A 17074-nucleotide genomic window follows, 5' to 3' on the forward strand; every position below is an offset into this window, starting at 1 on the left:
CAGTACACATTGCATCAGGCGATATTAGGGTCTATGAGGTTCGAATCCTCCTCCTGAAAAAGACATAAGAAAGTGGTGCGCATATGAGTAGCAACAGATTTGAGAACAAAGTAGTTATTATTACAGGTGCAGGTACCGGAATCGGAAAAGCTACAGCCTTAAGAGTAGCAAGAGAGGGCGGTACTGTAGTAGTTGCCAATCGATCAGATGCTGGCGCTAACACAGTTGAGGAAATTAAGGCTCTAGGTGGGGAAGCGATGTTTGTTCGGTCAGATGTTTCTCTGGAAGCAGACTGCAAAAATATCGTAGATCAAACATTAGCAGCTTATGGGAAAATTGATTGTCTATATAATAACTCAGCAATTACAGGAGACAATACGGATGTTATAGACTATGATCCGTTGTTGTTTCAAAAAGTGATTCAGACAAATCTCACTAGCCAATTCTACATGTTGCATTATACATTACCTCATATGAAATCTGGAGCTTCCGTTCTAAACTGCTCCTCTTTGCATGGTATTTTTATCGGGATGGCCAACGATGCAGCTTATTCAGCAAGTAAACATGCTATTGTGGGGATGACTAAATCGGTTGCCAAAGAAGTGGGTCACCGTAACATTAGAGTAAATGCCCTTTGCCCAGGACCTATCCCTACACCAACCATGAACAGATATGAAAAGCTGTTGTCTGATGATGTAGAGATGCTTCAATCTCTTATCGCTTCTGGAACGGCTCTGGGTAGATACGGTACGCCTGAGGAAGTAGCTGCGTTTGCATGCTTCCTACTAAGTGATGAGGCTTCGTTTATTACAGGTACAGCACATGTGATTGACGGGGGCTATTCCGCAACAAAGTAATCCCGGATTGAGGCTTTGCGGCGTATTCTGATTCCAAAAACCTGAAGGATGACTGGATTGGAATCGGAAGTCGCACGCAGAGCCTTTTTTAGTTGTCTAAAAAAACAGATTCTTCGTATGTTGGAAAATTGAATGGTTGCAAGAGACAGCAGATACACAAAAATGAATGAATTAAGGAAAAAATGACCATGAATATGTTGGAATTTGTAGAAAATTGTATTTTAATATAAATAAAAAAAGAAATTTGTCGATAATAATATAGGTAATATGTATTAGTTAATATTCTAGAAAGGGTGTTGTTATAAAAACGATACAGGAAGTAGATGTCGTCGCCCTGAAAAAGTCTGGGGCAGGTATTTTTTGTCTGTGAAGTTACATACATTTCATCTCTATTATTAAAAAATAACTTTAAAACTTGGAGGAAAAAATTATGTCATACACAATTAAGTACAACCAAAATGAGAACCATATCGATGTAGTATCTATTGATTTTTCAGCTGCAGATGTTCCGGGATACCTGAAAGATTTTGAAGATATCATGAAGCTTGTTAAACCTAAATTTACAGGAACAACTGATGTAACGGATTCTAAAAGTGTACTTACTCCTGAGGTTGCAGCTATGCTAGCCCCTACAGGTGCGATGGCGAGTGAAGCTGGTCAAGCAGGATGGGCCTATGTAACTAAAAATCCAATTTGGAAGATGCAATTGAAACGTATTTTTGGTAGAGATTTTGCAGATGCTTACGACACCTACGAAGAAGCTAGAACATACCTGAAAAGCTTGCAATAATCTAATATTACAGTTAGCAAAAAGTGCGGAGAATGTTCTCCGCACTTTTTGGCTTTATCTATATTTAAAATTGAAAATCTTCATCCTTTAGCGGCTCCACGTTAAGCGCCCGGACATATCCGTTGCCTTTTTTCGAGAAAAAGTCATGCTGCTTAGTGTGGGTACTGATACCATTCTGAACAATCGGGTTGATCTCTTCCTCGTCGAATAGCGGATCATGGCCCAGATTCATCATAGCTTTATTGGCATTGTATCTAAGGAAGGTCTTAACCTCTTCCACTAGTCCGATGGGAGCATAGATCTGCTCGGTATAACGTTCTTCATTCTCATGCAGCAGTCTGAGGAGGTCAACGAGCTGCTGGTGAAGCTCGCGTTGCTCGTCCTCTGGAAGCCCGTCAAAGATCTCCTGCGCCAGTACACCGACATATACCCCATGGATGCTCTCATCCCGAAGAATAAGGTCGATAATCTCACCGCTGCAAGTCATTTTGCCCTGGCCGGCCAGATAAAGCGGGTAGAAGAAGCCGCTATAGAACAAGTAGCTCTCGAGCAGCACGGAGGCTGCCATAGCGAGGTATAGGTCTTTGGGTGAGTCTGTTTTTTTGTAATATTGCGATATCGTCTCCGCTTTGAACTGCAGGTATGGGTTCTCTTCTACCCAGCGGAATACACCGTCAATCTCCTCCGTGGAGGACAAAGTGGTGAAAATGCTGCTGTACGATTTGGCGTGAATCTGTTCCATCATGCCCATAAAGCCAAGCACGGCCTTGCGCTGAAGGCCTTCGACATGCTCCATAATCTGCGGCATACCTACTCCGCCTTGAATCGTATCCAGCAGTGTCAGGCCGCCGAGCACTTTCATATAGGAGTCCTTTTCTTGCTCACTAAGCGTGAGCCAGGACATTTTATCATCGGATAGTGGAATTTCATCGTCCGTCCAGAATTGCATAATGTTCTGATTCCAGAACATCAATGAGAAATCGTCGTCGGGACGGTTCCAGTTTACGGCTTGGATAGCGGTCATAATATGGCAATCTCCTTTTCTGCGGCTATAGCCTTCCAGTTAGATCGAGCAGGTGAGGCATTCCTCGACGGACAGCTTTTTGGTCCGGGTGTAATACAGCGACTTCAGGCCTTTATGCGCCGCATACAGATAGGAGCGGGCCAGTTCTCTGGTTGAGACATCGCTGTTCACATGCAGAACAGTCGAGATACCCTGGTCGATATGGGGCTGAATTTCCGCGATCAGATCGATCACCTTGAACTGATCCATTTGGTAAGCTGATTTATAGAAAAATACATTATCCGGACGCAGGTACGGCATCGGATAGTAAGTCGTTGAATTGGCATATGTCCGTGTTTCAATCTGCTCTACAATAGGCATAACGCTTGAAGTGGCATTTTGAATATAGGAAATGCTGGCTGTTGGCGCAATTGCCAAACGGTAAGCATGGTACAGGCCATTTGCTTTTACTGCATCCCGCAGTTGTTCCCAGTCCGAAGGGGATGGGATGAAAATATCTCCGAACAGCTCTTGTACTCTTGGCGTTACAGGGCGGTAATCTGTTGTCAGATAACGTTCGAAATAAGCTCCTGTAGCATAATCAGAGGCCTCAAATCCATGGAAAGAGTGGCCGCTTGCGGCAGCGATTTCCATGCTTTTCTCCAGGGAATGGTAGTTCATGGTCATGAAAAAGGTCCGGGCAAAATCGCGGGCCTGTTCGCTCTCATAAGCAATCTTGTTCTTGGCCAGATAGCCGTGAAGATTCATCACGCCAAGTCCGACCGAGTGCATCTCTTTATTGGCCTTGGCTACGCCTGGGGCATTGGAGATGCTGGTCATATCGCTGACAGCGGTCAGGGCGATCATACCTTCATGTACCGATTCACGGATTTTGCCATGCTCCATCACGTTGACAATGTTCAAAGAAGCCAGATTGCAGCTTACATCACGGCGGATGGTATCCTCCTGCCCGTAATCATTAATCTCTGAAGTCTCCTGCAGCTGGAAAATTTCCGTGCAGAGGTTGGACATTTTGATCTGTCCGACATTTTTCAGGGCATGGGCCGCATTGGCGTTGCTCTTGTTCATAATATATGGATAGCCAGATTCCAGCTGGATCATGGCGATTTTGGTCAGCATATCCCGCGCGCTCATGGCTTTTCTCTTTTTGACACGAGGATCGGCTAACAGCTTATCGTACATATCATCCAAATCCATGTCATCAAGATGCGTACCGTAGGCCTTGTACACACTGTAAGGGGCAAATACATGCAGCGGTTCATTGTCCTTCGCCAGTTTATAGAAGCGATTTGGAATAATCAGGCCGATGGACAGGGTTTTAAGCCTTGTTTTTTCGTCGGCGTTGATCTTCTTGCTGTCGAGAAATTCAAGAACATCCCATCCAAAAATATTGTAATAGGCGGCTCCAGAGCCTTTACGTTGACCCATCTGGTCAGCATAGGAGAAGCCGTCTTCCATCAGCTTGAGCACAGGTATAATGCCCTTAGCCGCATCCTCGACACCCTTGATGGTCTCTCCGCGGGAACGGAGCTTGGACAGGTTGACAGCCACGCCACCGCCGATCTTCGATAGCTGCATGCAGGTATTGAGCACATAGTTGATCGAATTAAGCGAGTCGTCCATTTCGATCAGGAAGCAGGAGACAAGCTCACCGCGCCGGCTCTTGCCGGCATTCAAGAAGGTAGGCGTCGCTGGCTGCAGGCGCTGCTCCATCATCGAACGGGCAAGCATGCCGGCAGTAGCGGCGTTCCCGCGTCCAAGATGTAGGGCAACTACCGCCACACGGTCCGGGTAATGCTCCAGGTACTGCTTACGGTCATTGGTTTTTACAGCGTAATCCGTATAGAACTTCGAAGCTGCCATATAAGATGGAAAACTGAAGTTGTAGGCATGGGTAATTTGATAAACTTCCTCAATTTCAGCCACGCTGTACTGCTCGTAAAAATTTTCGTAGAAATCCTGTTCAATCATATAATCAACCTTGGCCTTTGTATTCGCAAAAACCAGGCTACGCCGTTCTACATCCCGCATAAATTCGGCTACTGCCTCAAGGTCTTTATCTAATTGAAAGAAACCACTTTCGTCTCTCTTCATCAACATGTTGTTTAGTTCAATATGCCGCAACTCGGCTCACCTCCTGTTTAATTCGTTCCACATCGCCAAATGTGCCCGATAGCTCAAATTTACCGATAACTGGCACGTTGTACCGATCTGCAATTAAGTCTGCGCTATGCGCGAACAGCTCGCCCCAGTTCTTGTTGCCGCTGGCGGCGATACCTTTCAAATTGGAATAATTGTTCTTCAAGAAAGAAGACACCTTCTCTGGAATTTGTCCAAAGCCGGTGGTATATGTAATAAGCACATAGGGCTCGTCAATGGTCATATGCTCATCAATCTGCACAGCTGGCAGCTTAAGCTTACCAATGAAGCGTTTGACGTTTCCGGTTTTTGAATCGTATGCGACTAGCATGGAGTCTCTCCCCCTGTATATATTACTGTAAAGATTTAATAGATAAGCTATAAATACTGGAAAATCATATGCATACTATATTTAGTGTGCGTTGTTTATTTTAATCACTATATGTTGAAAAGTCAACATGAAAAGTGCTTCCTAACTAGTTGAAAATTGGTCTAGTAAACGCTCTATTAAAGTATTGATATCCCGAAAATACGCAGTTTGGAGCGGTTTGCTAAGGCAGCTGTCCTGTTTTTTTTATGAAGAATTTCGCAGTCCTTTACCATGACACCTAGCGTTGCTCCGTAGAGCAGAATTGGAATAAGAGTGAGATTAGCTGTATTCACTGTATGTTCAGGCAAGCGTATTAGAGAATTTTTGCATATTGCTGCAAGTGAAAGAACATATACTTATTGGGGAGCAGATGAATGAGATCATTAATGAAGCTAAAGCGGAGAGACTAACAATGGGATTGTACAATTTCCCCCGTACATGCACTTCTAGGCATCTACCCACATACAATAAGATGACCATGAACCCGTAAGGCTAACAGATCGGTTTCATTGTACAAGTGCGGGAGGTGTCGCCAAGTTGCCTGGATTCTTAAGTACGATCGCGTTGCTAATTAAAGAACTGACGTTGCTGGTATCCTACGTAAGAAATAACGCATTTCCACAGCCGCTCTCGGAGCAGGAGGAAAGCAAATACTTAGGCATGATGGCTGAAGGGGATGCTAAAGCCCGGAATTTGCTTATCGAGCACAATTTGAGACTTGTCGCCCATATAGTAAAGAGGTTATGGACACGATACGATGTCAGTTCATGTGCTCAGGACTTAGAATCATGTCTGCAGGTCTAGTTCGCCCCCCTACGCCCTTGGCATACATAGGTTTTACCACTTTTTATTAGTGTTAATCTAATCAAGATACTTAAGGCGTCCTATGAGATGAAATACACTTTCAGGGCTTTTTTTGCGGACCGAATTCAAGCTAGAACCTTTTGGCTTCTTTCGTAGTGATGTACCCCGTGTAACTATTATTTAATTTGGATGGATTGTCGAGCTAAGTGCGACACCTATTCCATAAAAGATTCACGAGCAGATTTCCAGCCTAGACATTTTCGAGGACGGTTGTTAATGAGATGGATGACATGAGCCAGTTCCTCATCGGTGACCTATTGAAAGTCGTGACCTTTTGGGAGAAACGCCCGAAGAAGTCCATTCCCATTTTCATTTAATTCTCGTTGACAGGACGAATAGGGTCAGCAAAGACATCTAGTCCATGAAAGGTTTCCAGGGCGCCATAGCAGGTGAATTCTTTCCATCGGTTTGCCGTAGCCGTTAGGAAGGTTTTTTGAGGATATTTGCTAGCGATTATTACTCCAAAAGCAATTTTCATCAAATGAGCTGTACGGTCAGGCATTTTATATCTAGCTAGATACATACGTTTCCACTTGTTCGCTAATCAAAAATGAAGCTCTTGGTTACCTGTATGGGGTCCGTTCGGAACGGATGTTTGAGAAGTGAATCAAGACGAATATAGCTTATCGATGGTTTTTGGGTATGGGGTTGGACGATGTGCACAATTGTATAGTACTGGACAGTAAAAAGTCCTATAGCCCTAAGAAACTAGCGAATCGTGTTTTGAACCCTAAATAAAGCTTGACAAATTAGACTCCTGAGAACATTTTCCTAATCGCACCTTCATTTCATTTACTGCTCAGTCTTAAATCCGGAATCATGCCAGAAAATAAATTTAGACGCAGTTTGTCCAATAGGAGGTAATACACCAATAGAATCTTTCGTTAGGGAAGTATGTTTTTATTTTTGATTACTATACAAATTCCGGAGAAAAAAACAATTAAAAAACAATTATTTACTTAAATTACCTTTGTTGGTATACTTCGTTTGAATGCTGAACGAGATTCTTATTGTTTATGCAAACCTTTGCGCAAATTTAGTGTACCCTTAATTTACATTGAAGAGGTGGAGTTTCGGTGGATAAGACAAGATTAAAAAAGATTAGCCGATTTATTATTTTAACCTTTTTTTTCTGTACAGCGACAATGAATTCTGATACCTATGGCTTGGCGAAGGAAGTGAATAATATTGAAAGCGAAACCAAAACGTTTGATGAAATGAAAGCGGTTTCCGATAATTTGAATCTGACAAAACAGAGCGTACGACAAACAGGAAAAGAACTCCTAGAGGAACGCACGCTGTTTTCTAAGCGATTTCTGCAAAGTGACGGAAAAATAAGAGAGGATTTCTCACTTGTTCCCGTTCATTATTTGGATGAGACAGGAAAGTACCAAGATATTAATACAAAACTCACGCAAAATTCTAAAGTAAATACTCTCCCACAAACAGTTTCCAAAGATACACATTTGAAAAAGCTCCAACTCGTAAATTCTGCTAACTATAGCTTAAACAGCATGGGAAAAAACAGATCTTTGAATGCATCCTCATTCACTGCATTTCAAGTTCCGTTTAGCTTAGATATTCCCAATGATATTTCAATGGGGTATTCCATAGGGAAGGATGCAGAAAGTATTACAATTACACCATTGGGGGCAGCATCTTCTTTTGGTGCATTAGAAAAAGAGAGTGCTATTGTGTACAAGGATGTATGGCATGACAGCGATATTGAACTTGTGGTTACAAACATAGGCGTCAAGGAAAATATTATTCTTCATTCCAAGGAGGCTCCCGACACCTTTAAATTCGAAATCCAGCAGAGCAGCAGCAACTTGAAAAACTTGATTATGATGCCTTCCTACCTATATGACAGCAACAAGACCTACCGGGAAATTGAAACAAAATTGAAAGATAATGAACTGACAATCTCTTATGATGATACAGGATTGGTCTACCCGATTACCATAGACCCCACAACAACAATACTGCCTGTAAGAGCCCTATTTGTCGATCCTTACAACGACAATCAATCATATACTTGGTACCCGGTCATGAAAGTTGGCAGAGTGAGTCAATATTATCAATATTTTTCTTATCTCAGGTTCGAATTGTCTGATTCTATTCGAGAAGCTCAAATTAATTCAGCCAGCCTGCAACTGTACGCGCCAAGTATGACTGATAGTACTAGTAGAGTTTCTATATATGCGTTGAGTTCATCATTGCCCACAGACAGTGTGACCTATAATTCACGTCCCGCTTTCAATAATTCAATCATGGGTAGTTCTATCGATATTACCGCCGCAAATCAGTTCTATACCTTTGATGTGACTTCCATTGTTAAGAACGATTTGTTGACTAAGAGCAGTGTATCGATGGGGTTGAGCGGTTCGGGCAGGATGGAGTTTACAACTCCTTGGTCGAACGATCCCACTAATTATCCCAAGCTCAGCATTGTTTACAATGATACAGCCAGCCCAACTGTGGCTGAAGCTAAAGCAACTGTAGAGGATGAGAGTTCAGTTAGATTGAACTGGACAGTAAATGAAGTTAATGGATTTACGCAAACCCAATACGAGGCCGTTAAATTCTCATATTTAGAGAATTCAAATACATATTTTGAAGATAGTAAAGTATCTGGGACTTCGTCCAAATATGCCTATTTCAACAATCTGAGCAGTGGAGGGTATCGTTTTGCAGTCAGATCTTATAATGGTTCCACATGGAGTGAATGGAGTTATACCAGTTATGTGAAAATTGAAAGAAAAAATCAATATGACGCATCTAACCGTTTAAAATTGATGGAACATCCGGATGGGCCAATTGTCGAGTTTACCTATGATAATAATGGAAATATGGTCAAGAAGATTCCCGTATCTACAACAACTGTGAAAAAATCGATAGCGGACGGCAATCCAATTGAGTGGACATACAACAGAAATACATATATTGCCGACAATCGCAAAGATTTTATAAATACCGGGCTGGATACCCAAGAACCGGAGCGGGATATTCAAGGTGTGTATTACAATACTGACAGCACTTACCTGTATGTGATGATTGAGCTTGGCAGAACCAAAGAGCATGACTTGCTGAATCCACATGGATATGACAACGATAACTACTTTATCTATCTGTCCTCACCGCAGGTAGGAAGCAATTTCACAAGAAATAACACCCCTTTGCCAAGGGAAGTATCCTTTGAGATCGGCAGTTGGCACAATAACGATGTTACTGTACATTCCTATGACCCGGCAACAAATTTGTGGAAGTGGAAGTGGAGTGGCGACTACTCCAACGACGGCTATCAATCTGTCAAGGTTCTGAAGGAGAACACCACTTTTGATGTGTATACCAGTGCAATATTAGAGCTGCGCATTCCTTTGAAGAATCTTCCAGATGTTGATCTCAGCAGTATGATTGTTGTTGCCGGAAGTGATAAATATGATATGGATATCGCTTATTAATAAATAGAAATTCGTAGAGTCAAAATATTGTTGACCCTAAGCCAGTATTCTGGGACAGCCTTGGATATTGAGCAAGAGGCTTAGTGGTACAAATTGAATAATTTGCGTACCGATGTATAGTCAAAATAGTTACGACAACGAAACTATTAATCCGGAAAAGCGCTTGCGTCCTTTTTTGTTGAGTGAATTTTTATAAGTTATGGACTTTATTAAGTAATCTTAAATGAAAAAAGATATACAAGATGCCTACAAACTCGACCGAAAGGTGAGTGACGACTCCTTGAAATAATCTACCACGATCCCGTTTATCCTTGAAGCAGTATTAGTTGCGGAAGTGTTAGGGTGCAAAGAAAGGCTCATAAGTTTACGGTATATCATTTCATTTGTTCAATATTGGTGTGTAGCGGCTTTCGAGGAATGGACCGGCTATCGTGCCGGAACAGATTGTACTCGCCAGTGGCTTGCCTAAAGTCCATTATTCGTGCTTTTATGGCAAAGCTTCCGAAGTTCCTTATGCTGTTTTTATGGCCTTCTTACATTTGCTCGTTCGCAAATGTAACCGAGAAACCTGCCGAAAACTCTCGATTCCTAAAAAGCTGATATTGATTCCACGATTATGACCGTTGGAAAAACCCGCTTGCCGTGGGCTCCTTATCACGGGGAACGGGCAGGAATTAAGCTGCAATTGGCCTTTCAAGCTGAAAGTGGACAACCCCTAAAGGTGATCGAAACGGTAGGCTCCCAACATGACGGACCCATAAGTGAAAATTCAACTCACCTGGATTACATTATGGTGATGGATCGAACTTATGGGAAGCTTGAACGTCTGGGCCGTTTTAAGCAAGATGAACAATCCTTTGTGATTCGGCTTCGGGACAACATTCATCTAGAGTAATCGCGGGCGTTACTTCGTCAGTCCCTACCAGACTCTCCCGTTCTTCGGGATATCGCGTGTCAGCTCGGAACGACTCAGTACCGATCCGATAAACGCTACCGTATGGTCAGTTTTCAGGATTTCAAAGGTCGGAAAATTAGCGTCGTTCCCGATTCGATGAAAGTTACAACTGAACGGATTGCCCAGATGTATAAAACGCGTTGGCAGATCGAGGTCTTTTTTCGCTTGATAAAACAACACTTAAACGTCCCAATGTAATTTGGAACCACCGAAAATACCGTGTACGGTCAGCTATGCGGAGCTTTGATTATTTATGTTCTGCTGAAGCGGCTATTTGATGCCGCGAATACAGAATGACCTCGGCATGCCGTTCTTTCGTTTGCCAGGTTCTTTCGTTTGTTTGCTCTCTGCACGTTACCCATTGAATGGCAGAAACGGATTCAGTATTTCATTCAAAGACTTGAGATTGATAGGATAATTTAAGTTACATAATATCGTTAATCAACAGGCCAGATATTACTTCTATCTATTCTAACTATTCTATTGATGGCACATTTATCGGAGGTTGGGAGTTCAATGTTACGAATAATCTAACCATTTAAATTTTAGGAGGAATTAGAATTGAGAAACAACCCATTAATCCAGAGACTATTAGTTATTATTTTATGTGTAATAGTACTCTTACCTAATTACCAGATAAATGTGGCAGCTAGTAATCAAGGAAATAATATCAGTGATCGTTCTGCTGAAACTATTATTACTGGTAATTATATGGAACCAAATAATATGGTACCTACAATACCGATCCCAAAAGATGTTATTTCAGCGGCCAATGCCGTTTATGGTTCTGAATTACCAAAAGAGTTAGCAGAAATAAAGGCATTGTCAATTCAAAGAAATACCCTGAAGGGATATAGACAAAGCCTTACCTCTACTCCTAATAGAGTTGATGATTTGAATAAGGAAGAAATTGAACAACTCGTTTTGGCTGGAGCAAGTATAGTTGATGTTTATTGGATTAATTTAATTGTTAAAGAGTCCACACTAACACCAATGGATATATTGGATATCAAAAAAAACGGGGAGAAGACTTGGGAAGACATCGAAATCCAAATACGAAATAATGTTTTCGATTTACCATCCTCAGTTGAAGATACAGTATATCAGGATACTTTTGCGACAGAGTTCTCTTTGAATCCACTAACAGTTACGGATGATGTATATGACAAAACAATTATGAAAGGTCAACTCGAAAAAAAATTAGAGACCCCGTTTATTACTACTTTTGATTCCATTGTCAACAGTGTATTTTATGGGTTAGCAACTCAGCAACAAATTAATCAAGCTAACAAGCAACAATATTCAGATAGAAATGCTTCTAGTGAATTGATTGACCCTGCTTCTGGATCTTTAACATGGAAAGAAAATGAAATCAGTCTGCCCGGAAGAGATGGTCTGGATCTTAATATAGGGTTAATGTACAATTCCAACCAGTCATTCTCTTATATGAGGAACTATGAATCTTACGGTACGATCAAAAAATATAATTACTTAATTTCACGCTATGATTTAGGACTGGGCTGGTCTTTTCAATTTCCTTCTGTTCAGTTAGCCGATGGGTATATATACTACCACGATGGACAAGGGGCTGTGTACCGGGTTGATTTTAACGGAAGTGATTCTTTAAGCAACTACACACATTTAGTAGGTTATCAAGGAAAAGACATTCAATTCATTCAAGATAATGGAACATTTAGTAATAGTCTAACAAGCTCAGCTTACTATTTACAATATAGCGATAAAAAACGAGAGTACTTTGCTAGCGATGGTCGCTTGTTAGGAATTGTCGACCGATTTGGAAATACTATTAAGTTCGAGCATATAGATCGATTAACCTATGATGGACAAACTAATAAAGTTATCTCTACCATTACAGATAGCTTGGGGAGAGTAGTAACATTCAATTATGAAAGTAATCTAAATGCAACGGATACGTTTAATGGAGAAAACATTGTTATACGTGTTCTTAATACTAATGGAACTGATGCACAAAAGGTTACCTTGACTAAATGGAGAAATACGTTAACTTTTAATGGTATTCCTGATGGTTATGTTCCTACATTATGGAGGGTTTTAGACCAAATAGATCAAGCCACATGGTTTGATTATGATAGTGCAGTTGCAGCGAAATTCCACTATACCCAAAAAGAAGTGAATAGTTATTCAGGTTCTAACAGTTATCATAGATTAATAGGGGTCCATTATCCTATCTCAACTACTAATTACCAGTATGAACTAGTTACGAGAAATCTGGGCGTCTACGGCTTCGGAGAAGAGTATCGAATAAAATCTAGAAATGATATGGCAAAAAACACCTATAATCAGGTCAATTATACGTATTTGGGGGATTACACGGGATACTCTACTTATTCTGATCCCAATAATTTATCTGAATCATATAGATTTTCATCTACCTCTACAGTGCAGAGCACTTCAGCAACCAATGGATTGTCAACAACTACACACTTTAATGGACTACAGCAGAATATAGCTACTATAACGCAAGCACCAAATGGTGAGCGAAAAGAGGCACGTAATACAGCATTTCATTCAACATTCAAATATTTACCGACACGCACAACTAATGCAGACTTTGCAGTTGGTGACAATGTCAGCACTGCAAATATCTTGTATTCAGATATCTCATACACCGACTGGGGAGCAATTCAGAGTCAGACTCAACCCTTAACGTTAAGTCAAATCAACAACTCCAATACTAAAAGTAAATTTACGACGTCATTAGACTATGAACCTAATTATCATTTCATAAAATCAAAATCTTGGTACCAGAATGATTCCACTTATGTCACTGAAAATTATGAATACTATGATAATGGTCGAATAAAAAGCTATACAAATCCTAAAACTGAAATAACTAATTACACCTATGAATCAGTACCTGGTGATTATGGTAAAATAAGTAAAACAATTGAAGAGAAATCCATAGAAAATGGTCTGGTATATAGAGCGACAACGGTTTATGGACCTGATAGCAATTATGCTTACCCCACTGAAATAACCAACAACTTTACTAACATCTCCACTAGTGGTCAGGCAACGCCTTCTTTCGTCCAAAAAACGATGAAATATGATATGAGCTCAGGTGCACTGAAGGAAGAAACTGATCTAGATGGTAAGACAACGAAGTACACCTATGATCTATTAGGTAGGGTCAAAACCATTTCCTATCCAACGATAACCAATCTAAACGAAGAAAAGTATGATGTTGAAGATCAATATAACTACACTTCAGGTATGTTTAATTCTTCATTATTTGATTCAGAAAATCAATCGGTTTATATGCTTCAGGTCAATTCCAAGCGGAAATACACGCAGAAGTCGAATGGAGCGATCACGTATTTATCCAATCAAAATCAGTATTACGATGGACTAGGTCTCCTTAGACTAGAAGAAACAGTGGATTCAAAAGCTAGGACCCAATTCCATGTGGATGATTTATCCAGAGCCGTGTATGTGATAGATCCTGTTGAGAACGTAACTACCGTAAAATATAATGCTTGGGGTCAACAATATGAGGCTGAAGATACTTATGGTAATTTGTACATTAGTGAGTATCATTTGAAGCTCCGTAAAGAGACGAAATACACGGTTTCAGCTTCTGGAGTTGAAGCTTATCGAAGAACGAACGATGCCACACTGAAGAGCAGTTATATAGAACAAAATTATGATCAATGGGGTCAATTACTCTCCAATGTAACGTATAAAGACTGGCCCATTCAAAGTGAGTCTTATAAGATTTCCGAATCGTATAGTTATGATATTGCAGGCAATGTATTGACCTACACAGATCCGAAAAATAACAAAAACGATGAGGGAGTGACTACAAAGTATACGTATGATAAATTGAATCGCTTAAATACTGTAAAAGATTCGATGAATCAAATTACCAGTTACCAATATGATCGCAGCGGACAGGTCATAAATACTACTATGCAAAATAGTAGTAATGGGCCAGTGGTCAGCTTAAAGAGTAAAGCGAATAATGAATTGGGATTACTCTATAACAAGAAAGATGCCGCGTCGCTCAGCGAGAATCAAACCTATAATCAAATAGGGTTGCTTGCACAAAAAACTGATCGCAATGGTACGGTTTTTAATTATCAGTATGATGAAAGAAATCAGGTAGTCATTAGTTTACTCACGGGAAGTGGAGGGATTACACAGCAAAATAAGAGTATCTTTGGGAGTAGTGGAATCAAAAATGACACCAATGAACTTTATCTAAATGGAACAAAGGTAGCCTCGCAAACAGAAACTATAGATAATTTGAAAAGAGTAACAACAATACTCTCTTCAAATACAGCAGACTACTTAGCTTCGACAGCTTATGTCTATGATAAAGCAAATCGAACAACGAGGTTGACAGGTACACACAGTGGGATAAGTGCCTTTTATGTCAATTATCAATACAGTATGCAGCGCCTAGATAAAGTTCAAACAAACGGAAGTTCGACCCTTAATACTTCGGCAATGGTGAATGCTACCTATGAGTATTTTCCAACAGGACAGGTAAAAACTATTATCTATCCGACCTTGGCGAATGGTACTGTATTAAAAACAGAGTATACGTATAATAGTTTAAATCAGTTATGGACATTGAAGAATTCAAAAGGCACAGAAGTTCTCTCCTCATACACGTATTTTTACGACAACAACGGAAATATAACTATAGTGACAGAAACGTTAATTGATGGAACGGCTAAGTCGACAATTTATGGATATGACAAATTAAATCGAGTTAACAGTATTTCACGTCCTAATGGAGGTGGAACTATAACCTATGCTTACGATTTGCTAGGAAATCGACAGATTATTTCGGATACGTATTCTAACTCATATGAATATGCAGATACAAGCTATACTTACGACTTGCAAAATACATTAACTGGTGTTACGAAAAATAATACCACAACTACAATAAGCTATTTACCTAGTGGGTTAAGATACCAAAAAACGAGCGGTAACCTAAAAACGCAATATAACTATAATGGGAATGGAGAGGTGATCTCAGAGACCAAAAGTAATGGACAGAGAGCAACCTATATACGGGGAGATCGATTGCTAGTAAAAAAGGATGTCACCACAACTACAACGAAGGACTATTATTATTTATACAATGGTCACGGAGATGTGGTACAAATCTTAGATACAAATGGGAACGTTGTTAATTCGTATTCTTATGATGCATGGGGGAACATTACGAATCAGACGGAAGGAATCTCTAACTCTTTTAAGTATGCTGGGGAAATCTATGACGAAGAAACCGGGCTTTACTATCTGCGGGCGCGGTATTATGATCCCTCTATAGGGAGATTTTTAAATGAGGATACGTATGAGGGGCAGATTGATAATCCGCTTAGTTTGAATTTGTATACGTATGTGCATAACAATCCGTTAATTTACAGTGACCCATCAGGTAATTATTGCGTATCTTCTAATGGGAATTATACACATGCTGGGAATTGTACAAGTACATCGCAAAAAAATGAAATGTCTGATGTAATGATAGAAGGTATGCCATATATAAATAATGGAGTTCTGCGTGGTTACTATCGAGCTGATGCCTCCATAATATATTTATCAAACGATGAAACGAGTAAACAATCGTTTTGGCAGTTTATGTCCAAAAAACAGTATCAAGAATACGTAGAAGCAGTACCTTTAGGTCATATGATAGTAATGGGTGGCTTTAGTAGCTTAATGTCAGTCACCACGGCACCCTTATACGCTTCTAAGCCTGAAGTGATTAAGGGGACGGGTAATTCTGTATTGAAGAAAGCATCTGAAGCATCATTTAAGGCAGCAAATAATGTGGATAGTTTCAAAGTTTCCAACAAACATCTTCAGAGTGCTGGGGGAAACTATAGGAAATTTGCAACAGATAGTGTTGGCGATGTGAATAATATGGTAAAAGAAGGGCTTAAATCCCCCAATGCACAATTCTTAATGAATAACCAACCAAACTCCTATAAAGTTATTACGGATTTGGGAAGAAGTATTGGAACTAAAGGGGAAACTAAAATTCAAGTTATTGTAGGAGCTGATGGTAAGATATGGACTTCCTATCCGATAAAGTAACGATAATCTTTCAATTTTCATTAGGTAATGACAAGGAAATTGAGAGAGAACTAGTTTTAACAAAAAACTTTAAACTACTTGCCGATATTGAAGGTGAGCTAGATATCATCATTAACAACAAAATTTTCTTTTCAGAAAAATACTTTTTGCTATTAGAGTTTGGCATTGAACTTAAGAAGTGGTGGGTTAAGGTAAAATCTAATGAAAAGACGAGCTTTTCATATGAAACAATGTCCTTCAATGAAGGTCCGATATTAGAGCTTACGGACATAGCTGAGGGAAGCTGGAGAGTTTTCTCTCAGTGGCAGAAGTTCGATTGTAACCAAGAGATTCCTCAAAAGGTTTTAATGAACTCGGTCGAGAAATTTTTATGGGAACTTGAATCGCAGTTCGTAAAGTTATATTCTCTAAGAATTAGCGACTTTATCGACAAGTAATAGTACGGAGACCACAGATGACTTTGTTCTCTGTGGTTCTTTTTTTTGGTGGGAACTACCCAGTGTCGAATGAAACCC

8 protein-coding genes and 3 pseudogenes are annotated in these 17074 nt (G+C 40.2%); 7 read left to right on the plus strand and 4 right to left on the minus strand.

Annotated features, from left to right (window positions below):
- The first annotated feature begins 83 nt into the window (after positions 1–83).
- Together NST74_RS06930 and NST74_RS06935 are read left to right on the plus strand one after the other, a co-directional pair.
- The gene (locus NST74_RS06930; RefSeq protein ID WP_283910738.1) at positions 84–857 is read left to right on the plus strand and encodes an SDR family NAD(P)-dependent oxidoreductase; all 774 of its coding nucleotides are present in this window, start codon (positions 84–86) and stop codon (positions 855–857) included.
- Between the two features lie 430 nt (positions 858–1287).
- Complete coding sequence (locus NST74_RS06935; RefSeq protein WP_341111127.1) at positions 1288–1647, plus strand: hypothetical protein; 360 nt, start codon at positions 1288–1290, stop codon at positions 1645–1647.
- 64 nt (positions 1648–1711) lie between these two features.
- Here NST74_RS06935 and nrdF read toward each other — a convergent pair whose 3' ends face one another.
- Genes nrdF through nrdI form a run of 3 tightly spaced genes read right to left on the minus strand, consistent with a single transcriptional unit; the run spans position 1712 to position 5141 of the window.
- Positions 1712–2671: a class 1b ribonucleoside-diphosphate reductase subunit beta gene (nrdF, locus tag NST74_RS06940; RefSeq protein ID WP_341111128.1), complete on the minus strand. Its 960-nt coding sequence runs from the start codon at positions 2669–2671 to the stop codon at positions 1712–1714.
- Between the two features lie 39 nt (positions 2672–2710).
- On the minus strand, positions 2711–4795 hold the full coding sequence (gene nrdE, locus NST74_RS06945; RefSeq protein WP_341111129.1) for a class 1b ribonucleoside-diphosphate reductase subunit alpha: 2085 nt from the start codon (positions 4793–4795) through the stop codon (positions 2711–2713).
- The gene (gene nrdI, locus NST74_RS06950) at positions 4782–5141 is read right to left on the minus strand and encodes a class Ib ribonucleoside-diphosphate reductase assembly flavoprotein NrdI (RefSeq protein ID WP_341111130.1); all 360 of its coding nucleotides are present in this window, start codon (positions 5139–5141) and stop codon (positions 4782–4784) included. Before nrdI ends, nrdE begins: the two co-directional genes overlap by 14 nt.
- 576 nt (positions 5142–5717) lie before the next feature.
- Between nrdI and NST74_RS06955 the strand changes: the two are divergent.
- Positions 5718–5981 (plus strand): annotated as a pseudogene (locus NST74_RS06955) (RNA polymerase subunit sigma-70); the annotation flags it as partial.
- A 218-nt stretch (positions 5982–6199) separates the two neighbouring features.
- Here the strand turns inward: NST74_RS06955 and NST74_RS29925 are convergent.
- Positions 6200–6570 (minus strand): annotated as a pseudogene (locus NST74_RS29925) (IS30 family transposase); the annotation flags it as partial.
- A 550-nt stretch (positions 6571–7120) separates the two neighbouring features.
- On the opposite strand from NST74_RS29925, the gene NST74_RS06965 reads away from it, so the two are divergent.
- From NST74_RS06965 to NST74_RS06980, 4 genes and pseudogenes are all read left to right on the plus strand, one after another.
- Complete coding sequence (locus tag NST74_RS06965) at positions 7121–9505, plus strand: CBM96 family carbohydrate-binding protein (protein ID WP_341111132.1); 2385 nt, start codon at positions 7121–7123, stop codon at positions 9503–9505.
- Between the two features lie 616 nt (positions 9506–10121).
- Positions 10122–10658, plus strand: a pseudogene (locus NST74_RS06970) (transposase).
- A 363-nt stretch (positions 10659–11021) separates the two neighbouring features.
- The gene (locus NST74_RS06975) at positions 11022–16559 is read left to right on the plus strand and encodes an RHS repeat domain-containing protein (RefSeq protein WP_341111133.1); all 5538 of its coding nucleotides are present in this window, start codon (positions 11022–11024) and stop codon (positions 16557–16559) included.
- Positions 16535–16996, plus strand: a complete 462-nt coding sequence (locus tag NST74_RS06980) for a DUF7878 domain-containing protein (protein ID WP_341111134.1) — start codon at positions 16535–16537, stop codon at positions 16994–16996. The genes NST74_RS06975 and NST74_RS06980 overlap by 25 nt, the downstream gene beginning before the upstream one ends.
- The last annotated feature ends 78 nt before the right edge of the window (positions 16997–17074 follow it).

The sequence above is a fragment of the Paenibacillus sp. FSL F4-0125 genome (assembly GCF_038008565.1).
In the GTDB taxonomy this organism is placed as follows: Bacteria; Bacillota; Bacilli; order Paenibacillales; family Paenibacillaceae; genus Paenibacillus_AQ.